The sequence below is a fragment of the Paenibacillus sp. 2TAB19 genome (assembly GCF_052115185.1).
Lineage (GTDB): Bacteria > Bacillota > Bacilli > Paenibacillales > Paenibacillaceae > Pristimantibacillus.
In genome coordinates this window covers 1-20,987 of the sequence record NZ_JBFRGE010000081.1, presented here as the reverse complement: position 1 = coordinate 20,987, position 20,987 = coordinate 1, and the positions used below count along the sequence as shown (strand labels likewise).

Below are 20,987 nucleotides of genomic sequence, written 5' to 3'. Positions count from 1 at the left end.
GCTATGATTCTTGAATGGTGATCGATTCGATGAGTATCGTTTCCACCGGTTTGTTATCCTTGACAGGCGCCTTCGCAATGGCTTGTACAATATCCATCCCGCTCTCAACCTTGCCAAAGATCGAATAGTTCGGTGCTTTGTTCAAGTTAGCGGCGTCATCGCCCGTGCAAATAAAAAATTGACTGCCTCCGGTGTTAGGAGCGCTTGCATTCATCATTGCAAGCACACCAGGCTCGTAATTTAAATCCGTGTCCAGCTCATCGGGAATGGTGTAACCCGGCGTTCCCGTTCCGTCACCTTTCGGATCGCCTGCCAAGATCATGTAGGATTCAATAATGCGATGAAAGCTAAGTCCGTCGTAGAACTGTTCTTTGGCTAAAAAAATAAAATTATTAACCGTTATTGGAGCTTCGTTGGCGAAAAGCTTAACAGTGAACTCGCCTTTGCTTGTTACGAATGTAGCTGAGTACTCTTTATTGAGATCAATGGACATCTCAGGCATCTTGTCCCAGCTCATCGTCTTCTGTGCATGGTCGCCATCCTTGCCGTTCGATTTCCCGCCGCAGCCTGACAATGTCAGAGCTGCGGCGAGCAAAACAATCAAACCGGCAAAGCTGGCTTTCATTCCTAACCTCATTACAACCCACCCGTTTCTGCCGTATTCCCGTCCTCCCCTGTATTTCCAAGCGTATTGCTATTACCTTGGCCGCCATTCTGACCGCCGTCACCTGAATCTGGGGTAGGGGTAGGCTCACCGGTTCCTTCATCCGGATTGCCTGGCTGTTGTGTTGGTTCTCCCGGTAAGTTCGTTCCGCCGTCACCGTTGCCGTTGCCATCACCGTTGCCGCCGTTATTTCCATTTCCTGGATCGATATCATCGCTTGGCGTTGGCTCCATCGGAATATCAGGAATTTCGATTTCCGTTTCAGGAATGGCTACCGATACTTTAGCCGATGGCGTACCTTCCTGATCCGATTCGGCATCGTACGACGTCACGTAATACTCGTACGTCATGCCCGGGAAAACGCTCATATCGTCGACACTCGTATTTACTGAATCAACGAAATGGATAAACTCCGCTTCTGAAGCTTCCTTGCGGTACACCTTGTACGTCATGCCCTCTTCCTCTGGCTGATCCCAAGTAAGATAAACCTTCGCTTCTTCCGGCAAGTAAACCGCGTTGAAGTTCTGAATGCCCACCGGCGGCTTCTCGTCCTTCACGCCTCCCGGTTGATTGAAGCTGGAGCTGGACATGCCTTTCATTGCCGGTTCCATCACCTTAGCGAAGAAAGCAGCCGCCTGCGGGCTTCCCTTCTCCAAGACATGCGTCGCATTTGTTTTATCGTATCCCATCCATACCGCCGCTGTCCACTCCGGTGTATAGCCGACGAACCAAGCGTCGCGTATACCGTTGCCCTTATAGCCTTCGCTTGCCGGAATACCGTGTTGCGTCGTTCCGGTCTTGCCTGCAAGCGCCCGTCCGAAGTTCGCTTTCACCCCGGAGCCGCCTTTTTCAACAACGGCTTGCAGCATTTCGGTCATATACCATGCTTCCTGTTCCGAAATCAATTGCTTGACTGCAGGAGCTTTATACGTGTAAGAAGCTTGTTTGCCGCCTTCGATCTTCCGAATCGTATGGGGATCGACTGACTTGCCGCCATTTGCAAATACGCTATATGCGGTTGCCATCTGAAGCGGTGTAGCTTCGATCGTTCCAAGCGCAATGGCAAGATTGTTATTGTCTTCCGTCACTTCCAGCCCGAACTTCTCCGCATAAGAAATGCCGCGCTTTATGCCGATCTCGTTCAGTGTCCATACAGCCGCCAGGTTGCGGGAGTCCTTCATCGCCTGCTTCATCGTAACAGGAACAGGTCCCCACTTGTCTCTCGGACAATAATTGCTGCCGAAACATTTCTTGTCATTCTTAAGCTCTGTCCACGGGAAATACTTGCCAGTAGCTATGGCTGGTCCATATACCGAGATCGGCTTGATCGTCGAACCGCTTTGCCGTTTCGCTACGACGCGGTTAGTTCCCTTAATCACATAGTCGCGTCCGCCGGCCATCGCCTGAATCGTGCCGTCGCGATGATCCATAATGATCATCGCCGCTTGGGAGATCTGTTCATCGGGACTTTGCTCAAAGTTGTCGTCGTTGTTGAAAGCCTTATCAACCGACTTCTGCGCTTGCTGATTAAGAGACGTATAGATTTGATATCCGCCAATCCGAAGTTCTTCCTCCGACAGCTTCGTTTTCTCCATCGCTTCTTCAACAACGTAATCGACATAAGCCTGATAAACGTCCTGCTGGTCTTGTTCGACCTTCTTAGGAGGCACGTAATCTACGGCCTTAGCTTCCTCCATCTGATCCAGCGTAATATACTTCTGATCGTACATCAGCTTAAGAACGACGGCTCTGCGCTCCTTCGAATTAATTGGGTGCTTGATCGGATTGTAACTGTTAGGCGCCTTAGGCATTGCTGCAAGCGTTGCAGCCTCCCAAAGCTCCAAGTCTTTAACATCCTTATCAAAGTAATATTCCGAAGCACGCTTGACTCCGTATATCCTTCCGCCGAAGAAGATTCGGTTCAAATACATCGTCAAAATTTCCTGTTTGGACATTTGCTGCTCGAGCGCAACCGCGATCGATGCTTCCGTCGCTTTACGGAAGAACGTTTTGTCCGCGCTCAGGAACACGTTTTTGGCTAGCTGCTGCGTAATCGTACTTCCGCCTTCTACAGCGCTGCGAGCGATGACGTCCTTCACAACGGCCCGTCCGATCGCGAAGAAGTCGATGCCCGAATGCTCGAAGAAGCGCTGATCCTCCGTCGCTACAATTGCATCAAACAATAACTCAGGAATTTCAGAGAATTCCGCTACGTCGCGAGTCTGCACCGGATCGTACAGCCTTGCAATTTCTTTGTCGTTCTGATCATAAATGATGGAAGCTTCACCGAAATCAAGTTTGCTTCCATTTTCATCCAACAATCGTTCGCCGTTCAAAATAATGAACAAATACCCAATAATCCCGCAAACGATTGCGATTACGACTGTAAAAAATAATCCAAAAAACAATTTGCGACCTGATATTTTTTTCTTTTTCCCTTTTTTTGTTGCCATTTTTTTTCGTGGTTGTTCAGCCATTGCTGATTCCCCTCCTGCCATCCGTATGCTGTCTCTGTTTTTTATACTTCCCACGAAATGAAAAGAGCAACCCAGCTTCGAGCGGGTTGCTCTTGCATGCCRCTATCTAATTAAACGTGACACCTAATAAGAAAGTTTCACATACTGCCGAGTCTTAAGCGTCAGAGCCGCTTTGATCCTGCTGCATGAGCGATACGTTGCGCTGCGGGGTGAACGTCGATATCGCATGCTTATAAACCATTTGTTGACGGCCTTCGCTGTCAATAATGATTGTAAAGTTATCGAATGCTTTAATAACGCCCCGAATTTGGAATCCATTCATCAAAAAAACCGTGACCGGTATACTGTCTTTGCGAAGTTGGTTTAGGAAAGTATCTTGAATATTGATTGATTTGTTCATTGGACGTTACCCCCGTCTTAAAGAGATTGATTAGAAGTATATTCAAGATTGACTTGAAGCTTTCCTGCTATTATATCATGAATCGAGGTCAAATTGTTGTGAAAATTTTCCCCCATATCGATCCAATGAATGTCTTTCATATGTCTAAACCACGATAGCTGACGCTTAGCAAACCTTCTGGTGTCCCTCTTAAGGCGCTCTACAGCCGCTTCTAACGTACATTCACCCTGTAAATACTCAGCGATTTCCTTGTACCCCAGACCTTGCATCGATACCGTACCGGCAGGCAAATGATGCTCATTTAATAGAGACCCTACCTCCGCAACCAGCCCTTGCTCAATCATGAGATCAACGCGCTGCTCGATTCTGCTGTACAGCTCTGCCCGGTCAAGCGTAAGCCCAACGATACATAGCTCATACGGGGACTCTTTTACTTGCCCGGCTTGTTGCTCGCTGAAAGTTTGTCCGGTCAGATGGAACACCTCAAGGGCGCGAATGACTCTCCGCTGATCGTTCGGATGGAGCCGATCAGCCGTCTGCGGATCGACCGATCGAAGCCGTTCATGAAGCGCCTCGGCACCTTGCTCCAGTGCGAACAGCTCCATCTCGCGGCGGAATGGCTCATCTGATCCCATCTCGGCGAACTGATATTGATAACAGACCGACTCCACGTATAAGCCTGTGCCGCCAACGATGAAGGGCAGCTTACCTCTGCTTGCAATGTCCTCTATGCACTTAATGGCTTCCGTCTGAAAGTCGGCAACCGAATACGCATAATCGGGCTCGCAAATGTCAATCAAATGGTGAGGGATGCCTTCCCTTTCTTCGAGCGGAAGCTTCGCTGTACCGATATCCATCCCACGGTATACTTGCATCGAATCGCCAGATATAATCTCGGCATTCCATGCCTTGGCTATATCGAGACTYGTGCGGGTTTTGCCAACTGCGGTCGGGCCGATTAATACGAGCAGAGGCTGCTTCCGCTTGCCTGCACCTACGTTATTACTCTCCTTCTCACTGGTGTTATTGATCAATCTGTATCACTCCATATGCGATTTTCGAAGTATTGACATGGCGGCGCTCGAAGCCGAGCCTGCCAAATTCCGCACTCGCTTGATGCTCCTTCATGAGCACAGTCTTGCGCGCAACACGCTTCGCTTCGGCAACCGACTGCTCTGACAGCTCATTCATATTGGCAATCATCCGCAGCGGCTCCATCGAACTGGACTCGTGGATCGGCTGTCTGAACATCGGATCGAAATAAACAATGTCGACGCTTCGGTCCGGCAAAGACTTCAAATAATCCAAATGATTTTCGCGGATCATCGTAATTCGGCGCATCGCCGCATCAACATCTTCTAATGTGGTACGGTAAGCGGCTAAGCCTTCCCGTACGATCGCGCAGAGGACAGCTTCGCTTTCTATTGCGACTACGYTTCCACTCTCTCCTGCGGCGTATGAGAAGACGAGGGAATCGGCGGCGAAACCCGCTGTGCAATCGACAACGAAATCGCCCTCTTGGCAGCGAGAAAGCTCAATAAGCGGATCAGTCTCGCCTTTGCGAAGCCGCTTCACCCGAACGAACGCCATGCTAGGGTGGAAGTACAGCGGTAAGTCGCTTTGCCCCTCATAATAGCGCACTTCATTCTCCGTTACAACGATGAGCCTACCATCGCTGCTCATCCGGGCCAGCTTGCGAACCGTTAGATTGCGGCGAAGCATATACTTCGCCGATAACTCTAACGCAAGCCGCTGTGCCTGCGCTGCAGCTCGATCAGATGGCTTAGGCGCTGTCGTGACAATCATGACATCACCCGTTTGAACATTTTTTCCAGCTGATAGGTAGACAGATGTACGATAATGGGTCGCCCGTGCGGACAAGTATAAGGCTGCTCACATGCGCCAAGACGACTGAGTAGGGCATCGCCTTCTTCGCGGTTCATCCGGTCATTGGCTTTGATCGATGCCTTACAGGAACACATAATTGCCGCCTTCTCGCGAAGCTTTGCAATATCGATCGACTTTCTCTCCGCCATAAGCAGCTCAGCCATTTCCTCGATGATCGCTTTCTCCTCGCCGCTAGGCATCCACTCCGGATAGGAGCGAACAAGGAAGGTTTGCGATCCGAAAGGCTCCACCTCTACCCCTGCTTCCGCGAATAGATGAAGCTGCTCGCGCAGCTGCGAAGCCTCGCCCGGCGTGAACTCCAGCGTCAGCGGAACGAGCAATTGCTGGCTTGCCGCTTCGGGATTGCCGAACTTGCGGTAATAATACTCATAATTAATTCGCTCATGCGCCGCATGCTGATCAATCAGATACAGCCCGTCCTCCGCTTGCGCAACAATGTACGTACCGTGATGCTGTCCAATCCAGTGCAGCTCAGGAAAAGCAGGCTTCTGACTTTCAATCTGCTCCTGTTCAATAGCCGGTTCGGAAGCCTCGACAACTGGCGGCGGCTCAGGCCATGGCGCTGTTTGTTCCCGAATGATAGTATTCGTTTGCTTATCAATATTTTGGGGCGAATAAAGCCGGTTCGTTGCATCAGGCGGTACATATTCTTTATCCCCGCTTGCCGAATAAGGGGCAGAAAACGCGCTCGGGCTTGGGTTCGATCGCGATACAGCCGTCGATTGCGTCCTAGTCCACGCGGGAATTTCAGTTCGATTCGGGCTGGCATATGCTGATTTGGTCTCACGCTGGCTAGATGCCGCGATCTCGGCAATGGACGGCAGCGATGTCGATACTTGCTCCTCGGACCGATGGAACGAGATCGTATCCTGCACGAACAGCGGCTTGGAGCGCTCCTGCTTACCGGCGTCAGGACCGGGAATGTAACGCTGCTTGCCAAGCACCTTGCGAACAGCCTCCTCTAGCAGGGTGCGCAGCTCGGCCTCCTTACTGAATCGAACCTCCATCTTGGATGGATGAACGTTCACGTCAAGCAGGCTTGGATGCATGCCTATCTCAATAACCGCAAGCGGATAACGGTTGATTGGCAGGAGCGTGTGATAAGCTTGCAGCAACGATTGATTAATGGCATGACTCCGTATATAGCGGCCGTTCACGATGGCTGTAATGCCGTTGCGATTCGCTCTCGTCAGCTCCGGCTTGGAGATATAGCCTCGAAGCTCGTAATCGGAGCTCTCCGCCTCGACAGCGAGCATCGCTTTGGCCGTATTCGTACCGTAAATTGCAGCGATCACTTGCAGTCTGTCGCCAGTGCCAACGGTCTGAAGCAGCATGCTTCCATTGTGCTTGAACGTAAAGGCGATGCCCGGATGAGCTAAGGCGATTCGGTTCACATAGTCGGAAATATGACCTAACTCCGTTTGGATCGCTTTCATATACTTGAGCCTTGCAGGCGTGTTATAAAATAAATCGCGTACGATCATATCCGTGCCTTGCGGCGCATTGGCCGGCTCGTTGACGGTAATATTGCCGCCTTCTATCATAATCTGTCTAGCAAGCCCCGTGTCGGTATCTGCCGATGTGCAAGATAAACGAGATACCGCCGCGATACTTGGCAGCGCTTCGCCCCGAAAGCCGAGACTCGCGATTTTGAACAAATCGCTGCTCGTTGATATTTTGCTGGTCGCATGGCGTTGAAAAGCAGTTAAAATATCGGATGCCTCAATACCATAGCCATTATCAATGACTCGCATGAGAGCGAGGCCGCCCTCTTCAATCGTTATATCGATCGTCGTACTGCCTGCATCAATAGCATTCTCGACAAGCTCTTTGATGACGGCAGCAGGCCGTTCAACAACCTCACCGGCAGCGATTTGGTTGGCAAGCTGCTCATCCAGTATTTTGATTTTTCCCATAACGCAGGTTGACCTCCCTTCGCTTCGCGATTAGTCGTTCAGCTTGCTCTTCATATCATTCAGCCATTGCATGGCTTGCATAGGCGTTAAGTTGAATAAATCCAGCTTGCGCAGCTGCTCGGCAAGCTGCTCCGCCTTCGGGCTCGCTTTGCGCTTAGCCGCTGGCGGAGGCTCGTCGAAGATTGACAGCTGTACGACGTCTGTCGTAACTGAAGAAACGACAGCCGGTTCGTAAGCGGCAGCAGATTCGGCTATTGCTTCGATTGATGGTACCGGCTTGCCAGCAGCAGGTATTGGTGTCGGAGGTACCGAATGCTCCGTATCCTCTAGCAGCTCATAGGCGCGGCCGATAATGGACTGCGGCAACCCGGCAAGCTGCGCGCAATAAATACCGTAACTCGTGCTCGCCGCTCCGGATATAAGCTTGCGCAGGAAGGTGACGTTGTCGCCGCTCTCCTCAACCGCCATACGCGCGTTCGCAAGCGCCGGCAACGAATCCTCCAAATGCGCAAGCTCATGGAAATGCGTCGAGACTAACGCTTTACAGCCGATATGATGATGCACATATTCGATAACCGCTTGTGCGATAGCCATGCCTTCACCTGTAGAAGTGCCGCGGCCAAGCTCGTCAATGATGACAAGGCTGCTTGCCGACGCTTTCTCGGTCATAATCTGAATGTCCTTCATCTCGACCATGAACGTGCTTTGACCGCCGATTAAGTCGTCAGCCGCGCCTATTCGGGTGAAGATCCGGTCGATAAGCGGAATAACCGCAGACTTGGCAGGGACGAAGCAGCCAATCTGGGCCATGATGCAGATGAGCGCAACTTGGCGCATATACGTACTTTTGCCGGCCATATTCGGTCCGGTAATGAGAAGCATCCATTGCTGCTCCTTGCGCAGCGATGTGCCGTTCGATATAAAAGGCGTACCGTCTATCATCGCTTCTACAACGGGATGGCGGCCGTCTTCGATCTGTAGGTCATAAGCCTCGTTAATTTGCGGCCTTGCGTATCGTCGCTCCGCGCTCACATGAGCCAGCGATTGATAAGCGTCAATCTCTGCGATAATCGCAGCAGCACGTTGAAGCCGGTGCAGATGCAAAGAAAGATGGTCGCGAAGCTCGATGAACTTCTCGTATTCCAAATCGACCATTTTGTCCTCGGCTTCGAGAATCAGACGTTCCTTCTCCTTAAGCTCCGGCGTCACGAAACGCTCGGCATTGGCAAGCGTTTGCTTCCGCTCATAACGTCCTTCCGGAAGCATGGCGAGATTCGCTTTGGACACCTCAAGGAAGTAACCGAAAACTTTGTTGTAGCCGATCTTCAGCGTCTTGATGCCAGTAGCTTCACGTTCCTGACGCTCCAGCTCAGCCAGCCAGCGCTTCCCGTTCGTGCTCGCTTCGCGCAATTGATCCAAGTAGTCGTCGTAGCCGGCACGAATAAGGCCGCCTTCACGAATCGTTACAGGCGGATCTTCAACCACAACCGTATCGATCATATCTGCCAAATCACCGCAATCGTCTACGCCTGCGACGAGCTCGCGAAGCACCTTAGAACCGGATTGATCGCATAATGCGGCTAATCCCGGTATGCGGCGCAACGAGCTCTTAAGCGCATTGAGATCGCGGCCGTTCGCGCTGCCGAACGCCACTCTGCCGACTAGTCGCTCAAGGTCGTAGATCGGCTGCAATTCAGTGCGAATATCTTCCCTTAAGATCAGATTGCGATAGAGCTCCTCCACCGCATCCAGCCTGGCATCGATAGCCGACTTGCTTAGAAGCGGCTTATCGATCCATCTGCGAAGCATCCTTGCACCCATTGACGTCTGCGTGCGGTCCAGCAGCCAAAGCAGAGACCCCTTCTTGGAGCGGTCTCGCACCGTCTCCGTAAGCTCTAAATTACGGCGAGTATAATGGTCCAAAATCATATATTGGTTCGGCTCATAGGAGCTGATCTTCTGAACATGGCCTAACGAGCGYTTCTGCGTCTCTTCAAGGTATCCTGTTAGGACGCTGATAGCTAGTAATCGCGCTTGCGAGAGACTCTCCAGCTCACCGGACTTGAATTGCTGCTGCAGCTTGTCCTGCTCCATCGGTTCGCGAGCAGTTAGCAGCAATTGGCGATTCCATACTGCCGCGCCTTGCAGCTTGTCCATCAAGACGGTATCGCCGACAATCTCGGCTGGTTGATATACGTTAATTTCGTCGATAAGCGCTTCAAGCTGATCGGGTACAGATGTTACGTATAGTTCGCCCGTTGACAAGTCGCATGCGGATAAGCCAAGCATTCCGCCCGACTGCACGACGGCAACGATAAAGTTATTCGACTTGCCCTCTAGCGACTTCGTCTCCATAACGGTTCCCGGCGTAATAATGCGAACAATCTCGCGCCGCACAACGCCTTTCGCAACCGCGGGATCCTCGACTTGCTCGCAAACCGCTACCTTATACCCTTTCTCGACCAGCCTGCTTATGTAGTTTTCCGCGGAATGATGGGGAACGCCGCACATCGGTATTTTTTGATCCGTGCCGCCTTCGCGGCCGGTTAACGTTATTTCCAGCTCGCGCGATGCGTTGATCGCATCGTCGAAAAACATTTCGTAAAAGTCGCCTAAGCGAAAAAATAAAAACGCATCCTTCGCTTGCTCCTTAACAGCAAGATATTGTTGAATCATCGGGGTATAGGTTGACATTTCGAGCCTCCTCATGGGCAATGCGGGACAATGGCAATGTGAACCATTCTCCGAGTAACGTGAACAATAGACTTTTATTATACCAAGCGGAACAGATGTACGCCATATGCGCATAGAGAAACGGTGCGGGGAGAATAAGATGGAAATAACCGCTTAGAGGAATCGACTATCGTTCATATGGGGGTTTTAGGATGGGAAATGCGTCTTATTTCTGAAGCGAGGAACAATATATGAAGAAAGCCACYGCCTTCGCAACAAATTGTGAAAGAGGTGACTCGAGTATTGTTAAAAATAAATTTATGACAATAATAATTTACAACATTAATTTAGTGGGATGCGCCACTTCAAACGTATGTCCGCTTTCTCGTTCCAGCTCGCGCCGCGTCGGGCCGCATCCAGCAGCGGCTCGATGTACGGCGCGAGATCGCGCCAGCTCGCCGCGGCGGTTAAGCTCGCGGTAATTCCGTCCAGGCAGCCGGCAAGCTCTGCGCGGTCGCCGGCGTAATACGCTTCGACATACCGCTCCTCCAGAGCAGGTATGTATGGCAAGGTCCACGCCTCGCGCGCGCACAGCAGCGCAAGCGCGAAGGCGCCTTTGGCCGCTGCCGGCGAGACGAGCCAGCTCGGCAGCGTGCGGTACTCGAACCCGCCATGCGGCTGCAGGCGATAGTCCCCGAGCGTTCCGTAACGGGGACGGCGGCCTCGCCCGGCGGGGTCTTCGATGAGAGCGAGCGGGAATGCCGCGAAGCTGTCGAGCAGGCGGAGCAAGCGCGTTGTAAGCGGCGCTCCGCTGAGGTGGATGTGCCCGCCGAGCGCGAGCCCCGGCACGGGCATGGCTCCAGCGGCCCAGCGCAGCGATGGGTCGCCGATTCGCTGCGCGGCGCGGAGCAGCAAGCGCCGCACGCCCGCGGTGAGCGCGGCCGGGTCAGCGGCCGGCTCAGGGCGCAGCTCGGCGACGGGATAAACGAGCCGCCGCCCGACGAGCATCGCGTCCGCGCCGGCCGCGCCGCCCGTATCAGCGCCGAAGAAGCGCGACGCCGCAGCCACCCGCCCTGCCGGCGTCACCAGCACAAACTCCGGATCGGCGCCGATCAGCAGCGGCCTCCGATTCGTCACCGCCGCCCTCTCCGCCACATACCACGCGGCGAAGCGCTGCGCTGCCTCTGCCTCCAGCTGCGCATTCCGCAGCTGCGGCCATACCGCGCGGACGGCAGTGCGCCCGTCCCCGCCAAGCGCCACCTCGGCCTCGCCAATATCGAGGCCGAGGGCGTACAACCCCTGTACGGCGGCGCGTACAACCCGCCGAATGAGCGGATCGTCAGTCGCGACCTGACTGTCGATTACCTTACCCCCGCTGCCCTGCCGCTCCACGGATACTGCCTCAAGATGATATACCCGCACCAAGTAAATGCGAACACTCTCAAGCGGTTTAACGCCAATTAGACCTGCGCGCTTCCATATGCGCTCCCTATCCGCCTCTCCCATACGTGCAGCTTGAGCGGCTTTGGCATTAAGAACCCAAATAGGCTTGAAGCGGCTTTCGTCGAAGGGCCGCGAGTCATTCCAGACAATGACGGCGTCGCCTTCTTTCACAGCTATCCACCCCTGAGCCGACAGCGGCTTCCCTGCACGCTCGCCAGCTGAGCGATTCAGCTGACCGGTCGTATCTACCCGTTCCATTCGGTCGTAGTTGCCGCGCCATATCCAAGTCGAGCCCATCGTCTCGCCGCCTTTGCCGCAAATAATTGATCATAACTCCAGAGCCATAGCTACCACCCTTACAATTTAACTGGAATTGCTCCCGTTATTTGAGCGTGATTGCCCGCAATCTGTTCAATAACTGGATTTTCTCCCGTTAATTTTTATCGAAATGATCTATATGAGTGAAATGGACGAAATTAACAGGAGAATTTCCAGCTAATGTTCTTAAATGCTTGATACGATTCATATTAACAGGAGAAATTCCCGTTATTAGCCGCTTTGTGACGTTGGTTGGATGTTGGATTGACGTTGGTTGAGTGCTCACGATTCCGCCCAAATCCACGCTTACCTATAATTTTTCAAAAAAAAGAGGGCTTTCGCCCTCGACATACTGCTCGCGCAGCATATGATACTGTAGCAGTAGCGCTTACCCGCTTACTTAGAGCTCATCGTCCAGTAAATCTGGATCCAAATCCTCGTAGTCCTCATCGCCGCCGAGGCTGAATTCCAAATCTTTGCCGTCCAGGTCGTCGCAACCGCCTGGAATAACGGCGACGCAAACTTTAGTCTCGGCAATCATTTCTACCGAAAACTCCCGTTCAACCCGGATAACGACGCCTGAGCCGTTGGATGAAATGTTCGCTTCGATGCAGTTAGGCTCTTGCAGCACGTCTGCGGACACTTCTTCTGTCGCCGCCCTATGTTTAGGATCTACATAAGAGAGAGCGACATGCTCCACGTAATGTACGGATTCTTTAGCTACGTCTGTTTGCGAGTTTTTGCTGTACGAATACCAAATGTTGATATCGTAAGTACCGATTACCTCAATACCGTCGCCCGAACGAACCGCTTCATACTGATGGTTGATAATCCATGCTCCCAGAATACTGGTCGGATGATGAGGCGGCGTTACGGTATGGGTTACAGTGGAAAACTTACGACCTTTGCCGCAGACAGCTTTCGTAATGATYTCTCTGCACTGAAGCTGTTTATCTGCAATAGTCATTGATTTAACCTCCTCCATACAATCATTCATTTAAAGTGTATGCAGGACATTCGTCTAGGGTGACTGTTTCTTTTTCGGAAATATAAGATATATATAAGCGATATTCTTATATAACAGCTTATATTTCTTCGCGATCCTCGCAACGAATTTTCTCCCTCTATATGCTATGACGCCTGTTCGGACAAAATGACTTTTCTTTTTTTGAAATATAGGAAGGTATGAGTTTCACACATCCTTACGCCTCTATTTCACCGCGAAACGGAAGCTTATGCCTCCAAGGACGGCACAGAACCGAGCTGCGCAAAGACGCAGCTAACGGTTCGTGCTTAGCGAAAGCCGTTTACGCTTGAGTCGCTTGGCGATGGCCAAATATCTTTGCAGCTCGTGCAACAGAGTCAGCAGTGCAGCTCTCACTTCGAATTCCTCGCGCGTTCTCGGAAGCTCCATACCTCGAAACCGCAGCGACAACTCCTGCAAACGAGTCTCGACCGAGCCTTCGTAAACCTCCGACTTCACATCGGAGGCAAGCCGTTCGAGCAGCTCGGCAATAAGTACACCCTGCGGCCACTTCTCGTAGACAAAGGCCAGTTCGACTAGCATCTTCTGCACGGAATCTAGCTGCTGTCGTCTCATCTCGAAGTAAGTCGACCAATAGTGCTCCTGCCCCCATATCCGATTCTCGCGATTGCGAATGGAGCGCTGCGCGCCGTCCTCAATTGCCTGGAATGCAGCCAGCAATTCCTCACCGCCCCATACATGGGACGGATTGCGTAGCGTCAAGGCCATCTCTGTGAAAATAACGCTGAAATTGTCCTCGATTGCCAGCCGATTGCTCGTCAACTGCTTCTCATCCTTCGGCATATAGACGAAGTTGAGCACGGTCGCCCAGCCGAGGCCAGCGAATAACAGCATAATTTCGTTGCCGATAATGGCTGACGTCACTTCTTCTCTGTTAAACAGATGGAAGACGATGACCGAGCTCGTTACGATTCCATCCTTCAGTTGGAAGCGTGAAAGAATCGGAAAAGTAATCAAGATGAAGACCGCAACCGCCCAGATTTGGAAACCGAACAGCGTGAAGATTAGCGATGCCAAAAAAAGTCCCAGAACCGAAGCAATAAATCGGACGATTGCGCTTTTCAGCCCTTTCATCCTCGTAACTTCGACGCCGAGAATAGCCAGAATACCCGCTCCAAGCGGGGGCTCAAGGCCGAAATAGACGGCAGTGTAAATAGCTGCGATAGCGGCTAGCGCTGTTTTGACGACACGTATGCCCATAGTAAACTTCCTCGCGATTAGTAAGATGTTGACTCCATCCTACCTTTCGCGCCAGCCGGCCGTCAACCTTCTCTCCAGCGCGGCAACAAGCTGATACATAACCGTGGCAACCGCAGCGATCACGACAAGACTCGATAATACGAGCGTGAAGTTGAACACCTGGAAGCCATATATGATCAAATAACCGAGTCCGAGCTTCGCGACGAGAAATTCGCCAACGATAACGCCAACCCATGCGAGACCGACATTCACCTTGAGCGTCGAGATAATAACGGGAAACGACGCAGGCAGAATGACGAGCCTGAACAGCTGGCCGCGCGAAGCGCCGAACAGCCTGACGACCTTAATGAAGCCGGCGTCGATCTCGCGGAACCGGTTATAAATATTAAGCGTCGTAATAATAACAGTCACCGACAGCGTAACCGCTACAATCGACATGAAACCTGGCCCTAAACCGACGATAAAGATCGGTCCTAATGCCACCTTCGGCATACTATTAAGCACAACAAGGTACGGATCGAATACGCGGGAGAGAAAAGGAAACCACCATAGAGCCGCAGCCATCGCCGTGCCGAGCAGCGTGCCAAGCGCGAACCCGACAACCGTCTCGCCTACTGTCATGCCGACGTGCGGCCATATCGAGCCATCGGACATCGTACGCCATAGTTGTGCAGCCATCTTAGACGGATAACTGAACAAAAGAGGATCGATCCATTTGTTTTTTCCCGCTGCTTCCCATAACCCTACAAATAAGACAAGCAGCACGACCTGTGTTACGGCTACCGCTGCTGACAGCTTACGCATCCTTATGCGGTAGCTCGCATGCAGAGCGCCCATCCAGCTCAGCCGATCTTCCTTCACGCCCGCGATTTGAACGTCGGCGGACTCATTCGCTCCGCTTGCTTGCCGCGTTTCGCGCTCATCCATTCCGAGTTCCTCCTTCGTCTTCCACTGCATCCAATTCCGCCCATAGCTGCTCGAACGTCGCTTGAAAGCTCGGCAATCTCCTTGCCGCCATCGGACTAACCCGGCGAAGCTCCTCGTCAATAACGACCTCGCATTTGATATGGCCGGGATTACGGCCAAGCACGATGACGCGATCGCTCATCGCGGCAGCCTCAGCAAGATCATGGGTGACAAGCACCGCCGTCTTCCCTCTGCGCGTAAGCGTTTCGTGCACAAGATCCTCTAGCTGCAGCTTAATATGCAGATCCAACGCTGAGAACGGCTCATCGAGCAGCAGCACCTCCGGCTCGGTGGCAAGCGTTCTTGCGAGCGCCACCCTCTGGCGCATGCCGCCGGACAATTCATGCGGATAACGCCGCCCAGAGTCCGGCAGCCCTAGTTCGGCTAACAGCTCATCGACGAGCGTCATCGCCTGCGGCGTCTTGCGGCCGCTGATCTCAAGACCGACAGCCGCATTATCGCGAATCGTACGCCAAGGGAACAGGAAGTCCTGCTGCAGCATATAGCCTACCTTCGGGGAAGGACCGGCGACAGCTTCGCCGTCAAGCAGCACTTGCCCCTTCGTCGGCGKGAATAATCCGGCAAGCAGACTCAGCACGGTCGTCTTGCCGCAGCCGCTCGGGCCGACGAGGCTAACGAACTCGCCTCGCTCGACACGAAGATCCAGCTGCTCCAGCGCAAGCGAAGCACCTTTCGCGTTCACATAAACATGAGATAGCTGCCGCAGCGCAAGTACGGGAACTATCGCCATATAACATCCCTCCTTTCTGCTATCCACATCACTTTGGTTATTTGATCGACTTCTCTGCAAAGCTCGTATCGACGAGCACATCATGTTCTGTACGCTTCTCAAGCTCGCCTGCCGTCGTAATGACGTCCAGCAAGTTGTTCCATTCCGATTCGTCGACGATCGGATCGGTTGCGAATGAGCCTTGCTGCTTGTAGCGATCGATCGAACTTATGAGGATGTCGCGATCGACATTTTCAAAGTACGGCAATACAACATCGGCAATCGCTTCGGCGCTATTGTCCTTCACCCACAGCTGCGCTTTATGAACTGCATTCGTGAATGATTGAATCGTTTTCTCGTTCTTCTTGATATAGCTTTGTTTGGCCATGAACACGGTGTAAGGCAGATGCCCGCTTTCCGTACCGAAGGAGGCAACGACATGACCTTTGCCTTCCTTCTCGAAGATCGATGCCGTTGGCTCGAAGAGCTGGACATAATCGCCTGTTCCCGAAGCGAATGCAGCCGGAATATTGGCAAAATCAACGTTTTGGATCAGCTCTAGATCCGCTTGAGGATCGATTCCCAGCTTCTTCAGAGCGAATTCGCCCGCCATTTGCGGCATTCCGCCCTTCCTCTGGCCGAGGAATGTTTTGCCCTTCAATGTATTCCAGTCGAATGCGCTATCCGCCTCGCGGGCGACGAGGAATGTGCCGTCGGTTTGCGTCAATTGCGCGAAGTTAATGACCGGATCATCCGTTCCTTGCTGATACACATAAATCGACGTTTCCGAGCCGACAAGAGCAACGTCAATGACATTCGACAGCAGTGCCGTCATCGTCTTGTCGCCGCCTGGCGTAGTCGTAAGCTTAACATCAAGTCCTTCCTCCGTGAAATATCCTTTCTCTACCGCAACGTATTGCGGTGCATAGAACAGCGACCGCGTTACCTCGCCGATCCGGACTTTCGTTTTCTCCGAATCTCCTTTGCCACAGCCCGCAAGCACAGCCGTTATCGTAAGCACGACAGCTAGCAGCAGCGCTGTTATAATGCGTCTCTTCATACCAATCCCTCCGCCTTCATTCTCGTTAGTAGATGTACATCAGCCTATGCAGAAATACTCTGGGCGGTGAATCGGTCTAACATAAACAAAGATGGCGGTCCAAGGATTATCCTTGAACTGCCATCTTCGTTTGTGGTCTTCTATATGAAAGTGTTCGTTAGAGCTTATAGACTTCCGTATACTTGTTCGTTAAGTAACGAACAAGATGCTGCGGATCAAGCGGCTTGCCCGTTACGCTCTGAATGAGCTCCGACGGGGTGCGCAGCTTGCCGTATTTGTAGATTCGCTCGGTCAGCCACTCCTTGATTGGCAGCAGCTCGCCCTTGCCTACAAGCGACCAGAAGCCGTCCAGCTCCTTCTCCATCGTATCGGCGATTTGCGCAGCGTACATATTGCCTAGCGAATAGGATGGGAAATAACCGAATGCGCCGCCGGACCAGTGGACGTCCTGTAATACACCTTGCGCATTGCTCGGAGGCGTAATGCCGAGATACTGCTTATACTTCTCGTTCCAGATCGCAGGCAGATCAGCCGCCTTCGCCCCTTCATTGAAGATAAGCTTCTCGATCTCGTAGCGGATAATTATATGCAAGTTATACGTCAGCTCATCCGCCTCAATCCTTATGAGAGAAGGCTGCACGACGTTGTTAGCGCGGTAGAATTCATCTACCGACACATCCAGTTGTCCAGGGAACTGCTTCTGCAGTTGGCTGAAGTTCTGTTCCCAGAACGGCCGGCTGCGTCCGATAATGTTCTCCCAGAATCGGGATTGCGATTCATGGATGCCCATCGACGTCCCTGTGCAAAGCGTCGTTCCGATAAGCTCCGGCATAATATTTTGCTCATAGAGCGCATGACCGCCTTCATGAATCGTGCCAAACAACGCGCTTAGGACATCATCCTCTAAGTAACGCGTCGTGATACGAACGTCGCCGGGATTAAGACCCGTTGCGAAGGGGTGAGCGCTCTCGTCGAGGCGGCCGGCCTCGAAGCTGAAGCCCATCTGCTTCAGTATGTACTGGCTGAACGACTTCTGAGCTGACTTATCGAACTGCTGACGCAAGAACGAAGTATTAGGCTGATGAGGCGAAGCGGCAATCGCTGCCGCAAGCGGTACGAGCTGTTCTCTAAGGCCGCCAAATACTTGATCCAGCTCCTTGACTGTCATGCCGGGCTCGTATTGATCCAGCAGCGTGTCATACCGAGTCTCCTTCGCTCCCCATAGATCGATGAATTGATTCGTATACGATATCACCTTCTCCAAGTAGGGCTGGAACCCGGCATAATCATTATCCGCTTTCGATTCCTCCCACTTGGACTCGGCTTGCGATGAAATAATGACATATTCCTGATACAGCTGCGGAGGAATTTTTACACTGCGGTCATAATCCTTGCGCGTCTCCGTCACAAGCTTCTGTTCAATCTCATTCAATTCGGCATATGCAGCATTCTGCTCTAGTACAGACAGCCATTCACCAATCTCAGGCGAAGTAGCCAGCTTGAACATATCCCCGGATAATGCGCCAATCACTTCGGAGCGCGTATCCATTCCTTTGCGGGGCGCGCCCGTTCGCAAATCCCAGTAGAGGACGCCTAGCGCCTCTTCATAGCTCTTGAGCTTATGAATTCTTTCTTTAAAGCTGGTTAGCGCTTCTTTGGTTGATATTGACATCAGATTACCGCCTCTCTGCCCAATATTGAACTTGGATTCCATTAAACGGAACTTAACTTGATCTTACTTATTCCTATCTTTATAATCAACTTAAACCTACATAAAATGCAAGCGATAGATAGGAAGTGAGGTCATCATATGCATATTACATTCTCGAAGTCTGCTGCCGATAAGCTCGGCCCCTATTTATCCGACGGTACGAAGCAGCTTAAGCTGCTTCACGATACGGAAGGCTGCGGCTGCGTCGTTAGCGGCGTACCGGCCCTCCAGCTCATAGATAGCCCAAGTGTCGACGACCGCCAGGAGCAAGGCGATCCCCTCCCCTACTGGTTCGAGCCTCGCCATGAAGTGTTCTACGAGCCTAAGCTGCGTGTCGATTACGACCCGAACCGAGACAGCTTCAGCTTGAAGAGCGACAATCAGATTTATACGACAAACCTGCGGTTTTTGAAGAGCAGCACATAATACACAGCTAATTGGAGGCAACACAATGAATAAGCTTGAATCCATTTTAGATTTTAACGGCAGCTTCGTTGCGAACAAGGAATACGAGCAATACGCGACGAGCCGTTTTCCCGACAAAAGAATGGTTATCCTTACCTGTATGGACGCTAGACTGACCGAGCTGCTGCCTAAGTCGATGAATCTGAAAAATGGCGATTCGAAAATCATTAAAAATGCCGGCGCTATCGTCACTCAGCCGTTCGGCAACATTATGCGATCAATCATCGTCGCAGTCTACGAGCTGCAAGCCGATGAAGTATTCGTCATTGGGCATCATAACTGCGGTATGACAGGCATCAACCCCGAAGAAATCATTCAGCATATGGTTGACCGCGGGATACCGATGGACACCATCAATACGCTTAAGCATTCCGGTCTTAACCTCATGCGCTGGCTGACTGGCTTCGATAACGTGAAGGACAGCGTCATTAACAGCGTTAACATTATTCGCAACCACCCGCTTATGCCTAGAGCCGTACTCGTCCACGGACTCATCATCGATCCTGAGACGGGCGCGCTCGAGCTCGTAACGGAAGGCTTGCCGAAAGATAAAGAGTAAAAGCAAGCGCAGCGGCTGTCCAATACGGACTAGCCTCTGCGCTCTTTTTGTTTCGCTTGCAGCGAAATCTCCCGGGCTAGAATAACCTCGCTCCGGTCACGAAGCTTATGGCGATGAATAAGGGCTTCGTTCGTTAATGGACTTGGTTCTCCCCATCTCACCCCGCGCTTTGCGCATTCTTCTTCACAAAGCCTAGCTACCTCTTTCGACGCAATCGGTAAGTCCATGTCCGCATAGACATGAACAAAACTCTGCTCTCCTAACCCACTAAGCCGTTCGTCAATCATCCCAATCAACGGCTCGCGACTTAGACCAAGCGGAAGCAAATCAGATCCCGCTAATCGCAGACGGGATTGCTCCAGCATCATCCATGCTCCCTTGCGATTGCCTCTTCTTTCATGGTAAAGTCCCACTGCTAATTGAATTAAGCCGACCCATATATCCGACATGCCGTCATTCGGGTGTTCTTTCCAATACTCTTCTAGCAGTTCATGGCATTCAAAATAATCCCTTGTTGCATGAAACTCAACCAAATAGGAAACATAGGAATCAGRAATCGTATTCATTCGAACCTCCTGCATAAGCGATCAGTAATAATGACAAGCAACCTCCGTATATATTAGCTGTAATTGCTTATGTTAGCAATGTGCTTAGTGTTTAACTTGCTCACGCCGTCGCTTTGGCGCCGTACCAAAAATCGCATCCAAGGAGAACTTGATATGAAAAAAGGAATACTGATGCTCATGGCCCTGTCGATCGTTATGACAGTCGGCTTCCATTCAACTGCTGACGCTAAACCAAGACGGAGCATCAAATCACCAAGGCAAAGTTATACGGAGACCCCAAAGAAAAAGGACAATGCAAGCCAGACGAATAACGGAGCGCGTTCCGGAGCTGCGACCGGAGCGGGGCGAACGGGATTTTGGAGCGGTGGCAGCTTCTTCCGAGGATTAATGGTCGGCGGAATTGCCGGACTGCTGTTCGGCAGTTTGTTCAGCGGTTGGGGCGCCTTCGGCAATCTGCTCGGATTGCTCATAAACGTAATCGCGATTATCGCCGTCGTTATGATTATACGCGCTATATGGAACAATTTCCGACATAATCGCAGGCGGCCTGACGATAGGAGTCGTTACTAGCGCGTGCGTCTTTATACGGACGAGATATTAAATGCTGTCTGCCTCCATTATGCCGATCGCAGAGGGGTTAGCCCTACGGACGTGGAGGTTCAGCTCTCATGGGAGGAGCAATACGGTTTTACAGCCGAAGTGTGGGTCAAGGGCCGAAGCCAATACATTCTTGAAGCGAACATTATTGAAGCAATCGAGCAATACATGTATAAGCAATATCATCGTCGCGTGTTCCGATCCGATATAAAACTGGATGCGGACGAGGAATTTTGGGTCGATATTGCAGATTAGTAATGGTATAGCTGAATTCAGAACAGAGCGAATC

Annotated in this window: 19 protein-coding genes; 4 read left to right on the top strand and 15 right to left on the bottom strand. The window is 51.9% G+C overall.

Annotated elements, in window-relative coordinates:
* Window position 1: 1 nt before the first annotated feature.
* The 14 genes from AB4Z33_RS25590 to AB4Z33_RS25525 form a co-directional block, all read right to left on the bottom strand.
* Window positions 2-625 (bottom strand): peptidylprolyl isomerase, encoded by a 624-nt coding sequence (locus AB4Z33_RS25590; RefSeq protein ID WP_442052602.1) that lies wholly within the window; start codon window positions 623-625, stop codon window positions 2-4.
* An 11-nt stretch (window positions 626-636) separates the two neighbouring features.
* Entirely contained in the window at window positions 637-3,141 is a 2,505-nt protein-coding gene (locus tag AB4Z33_RS25585) for a PBP1A family penicillin-binding protein (protein WP_442052601.1), read from the bottom strand.
* A 154-nt stretch (window positions 3,142-3,295) separates the two neighbouring features.
* Window positions 3,296-3,541 (bottom strand): RNA chaperone Hfq, encoded by a 246-nt coding sequence (gene hfq / locus AB4Z33_RS25580; protein WP_307201349.1) that lies wholly within the window; start codon window positions 3,539-3,541, stop codon window positions 3,296-3,298.
* Window positions 3,542-3,558: 17 nt separating this feature from the next.
* Window positions 3,559-4,575 carry a tRNA (adenosine(37)-N6)-dimethylallyltransferase MiaA gene (gene miaA, locus AB4Z33_RS25575; protein WP_442052600.1) on the bottom strand — a complete coding sequence of 339 codons (1,017 nt, stop codon included), beginning with the start codon at window positions 4,573-4,575 and terminating at the stop codon, window positions 3,559-3,561.
* The gene (locus AB4Z33_RS25570) at window positions 4,565-5,347 is read right to left on the bottom strand and encodes a class I SAM-dependent methyltransferase (RefSeq protein ID WP_442052599.1); all 783 of its coding nucleotides are present in this window, start codon (window positions 5,345-5,347) and stop codon (window positions 4,565-4,567) included. The genes miaA and AB4Z33_RS25570 overlap by 11 nt, the downstream gene beginning before the upstream one ends.
* Window positions 5,344-7,365, bottom strand: a complete 2,022-nt coding sequence (gene mutL / locus AB4Z33_RS25565; protein ID WP_442052598.1) for a DNA mismatch repair endonuclease MutL — start codon at window positions 7,363-7,365, stop codon at window positions 5,344-5,346. Before mutL ends, AB4Z33_RS25570 begins: the two co-directional genes overlap by 4 nt.
* Before the next feature lie 30 nt (window positions 7,366-7,395).
* Entirely contained in the window at window positions 7,396-10,059 is a 2,664-nt protein-coding gene (gene mutS / locus AB4Z33_RS25560; protein ID WP_442052597.1) for a DNA mismatch repair protein MutS, read from the bottom strand.
* A 321-nt stretch (window positions 10,060-10,380) separates the two neighbouring features.
* Window positions 10,381-11,778: a putative amidoligase domain-containing protein gene (locus AB4Z33_RS25555; protein WP_442052596.1), complete on the bottom strand. Its 1,398-nt coding sequence runs from the start codon at window positions 11,776-11,778 to the stop codon at window positions 10,381-10,383.
* 421 nt (window positions 11,779-12,199) lie between these two features.
* Complete coding sequence (locus AB4Z33_RS25550; RefSeq protein ID WP_337101436.1) at window positions 12,200-12,766, bottom strand: outer spore coat protein CotE; 567 nt, start codon at window positions 12,764-12,766, stop codon at window positions 12,200-12,202.
* A 312-nt stretch (window positions 12,767-13,078) separates the two neighbouring features.
* Window positions 13,079-14,044: an aromatic acid exporter family protein gene (locus AB4Z33_RS25545; protein WP_442052595.1), complete on the bottom strand. Its 966-nt coding sequence runs from the start codon at window positions 14,042-14,044 to the stop codon at window positions 13,079-13,081.
* Window positions 14,045-14,083: 39 nt separating this feature from the next.
* Window positions 14,084-14,881, bottom strand: a complete 798-nt coding sequence (locus AB4Z33_RS25540) for an ABC transporter permease (RefSeq protein WP_442052607.1) — start codon at window positions 14,879-14,881, stop codon at window positions 14,084-14,086.
* Window positions 14,882-14,963: 82 nt separating this feature from the next.
* Window positions 14,964-15,761, bottom strand: coding sequence for an ABC transporter ATP-binding protein (locus tag AB4Z33_RS25535; protein ID WP_442052594.1), 798 nt, complete (start codon window positions 15,759-15,761; stop codon window positions 14,964-14,966).
* Between the two features lie 37 nt (window positions 15,762-15,798).
* A complete protein-coding gene (locus AB4Z33_RS25530) occupies window positions 15,799-16,800 on the bottom strand; it encodes an ABC transporter substrate-binding protein (protein WP_442052593.1) in 1,002 nt (333 codons plus the stop codon).
* 157 nt (window positions 16,801-16,957) lie between these two features.
* Complete coding sequence (locus tag AB4Z33_RS25525) at window positions 16,958-18,472, bottom strand: carboxypeptidase M32 (RefSeq protein ID WP_442052592.1); 1,515 nt, start codon at window positions 18,470-18,472, stop codon at window positions 16,958-16,960.
* Between the two features lie 138 nt (window positions 18,473-18,610).
* Between AB4Z33_RS25525 and AB4Z33_RS25520 the strand changes: the two genes are divergently transcribed.
* Both AB4Z33_RS25520 and AB4Z33_RS25515 read left to right on the top strand, forming a co-directional pair.
* Window positions 18,611-18,937, top strand: coding sequence for an iron-sulfur cluster biosynthesis family protein (locus tag AB4Z33_RS25520; protein WP_442052591.1), 327 nt, complete (start codon window positions 18,611-18,613; stop codon window positions 18,935-18,937).
* Between the two features lie 25 nt (window positions 18,938-18,962).
* Window positions 18,963-19,535 (top strand): beta-class carbonic anhydrase, encoded by a 573-nt coding sequence (locus AB4Z33_RS25515; protein ID WP_442052590.1) that lies wholly within the window; start codon window positions 18,963-18,965, stop codon window positions 19,533-19,535.
* A 29-nt stretch (window positions 19,536-19,564) separates the two neighbouring features.
* Here AB4Z33_RS25515 and AB4Z33_RS25510 read toward each other — a convergent pair whose 3' ends face one another.
* Window positions 19,565-20,101, bottom strand: coding sequence for a DUF309 domain-containing protein (locus AB4Z33_RS25510; protein WP_442052589.1), 537 nt, complete (start codon window positions 20,099-20,101; stop codon window positions 19,565-19,567).
* Between the two features lie 153 nt (window positions 20,102-20,254).
* Here AB4Z33_RS25510 and AB4Z33_RS25505 point away from each other — a divergent pair, with 153 nt between their 5' ends.
* Together AB4Z33_RS25505 and AB4Z33_RS25500 are read left to right on the top strand one after the other, a co-directional pair.
* Window positions 20,255-20,671, top strand: coding sequence for a hypothetical protein (locus AB4Z33_RS25505; protein WP_442052588.1), 417 nt, complete (start codon window positions 20,255-20,257; stop codon window positions 20,669-20,671).
* Between the two features lie 3 nt (window positions 20,672-20,674).
* Window positions 20,675-20,953 (top strand): YxcD family protein, encoded by a 279-nt coding sequence (locus AB4Z33_RS25500; RefSeq protein ID WP_337101446.1) that lies wholly within the window; start codon window positions 20,675-20,677, stop codon window positions 20,951-20,953.
* Window positions 20,954-20,987: the final 34 nt, after the last annotated feature.

What these genes read in the sequence shown, in the direction of transcription:
- AB4Z33_RS25545 (WP_442052595.1), bottom strand. Translation starts at nt 14,044, where the DNA reads ATGGGCATACGTGTCGTCAAAACAGCGCTAGCCGCTATCGCAGCTATT.
- AB4Z33_RS25555 (WP_442052596.1), bottom strand. Translation starts at nt 11,778, where the DNA reads ATGGGCTCGACTTGGATATGGCGCGGCAACTACGACCGAATGGAACGG.
- AB4Z33_RS25590 (WP_442052602.1), bottom strand. Translation starts at nt 625, where the DNA reads ATGAAAGCCAGCTTTGCCGGTTTGATTGTTTTGCTCGCCGCAGCTCTG.
- mutL (WP_442052598.1), bottom strand. Translation starts at nt 7,365, where the DNA reads ATGGGAAAAATCAAAATACTGGATGAGCAGCTTGCCAACCAAATCGCT.
- AB4Z33_RS25530 (WP_442052593.1), bottom strand. Translation starts at nt 16,800, where the DNA reads ATGAAGAGACGCATTATAACAGCGCTGCTGCTAGCTGTCGTGCTTACG.
- AB4Z33_RS25585 (WP_442052601.1), bottom strand. Translation starts at nt 3,141, where the DNA reads ATGGCTGAACAACCACGAAAAAAAATGGCAACAAAAAAAGGGAAAAAG.
- hfq (WP_307201349.1), bottom strand. Translation starts at nt 3,541, where the DNA reads ATGAACAAATCAATCAATATTCAAGATACTTTCCTAAACCAACTTCGC.
- AB4Z33_RS25505 (WP_442052588.1), top strand. Translation starts at nt 20,255, where the DNA reads ATGAAAAAAGGAATACTGATGCTCATGGCCCTGTCGATCGTTATGACA.
- AB4Z33_RS25515 (WP_442052590.1), top strand. Translation starts at nt 18,963, where the DNA reads ATGAATAAGCTTGAATCCATTTTAGATTTTAACGGCAGCTTCGTTGCG.
- AB4Z33_RS25520 (WP_442052591.1), top strand. Translation starts at nt 18,611, where the DNA reads ATGCATATTACATTCTCGAAGTCTGCTGCCGATAAGCTCGGCCCCTAT.
- AB4Z33_RS25540 (WP_442052607.1), bottom strand. Translation starts at nt 14,881, where the DNA reads ATGGGCGCTCTGCATGCGAGCTACCGCATAAGGATGCGTAAGCTGTCA.
- AB4Z33_RS25525 (WP_442052592.1), bottom strand. Translation starts at nt 18,472, where the DNA reads ATGTCAATATCAACCAAAGAAGCGCTAACCAGCTTTAAAGAAAGAATT.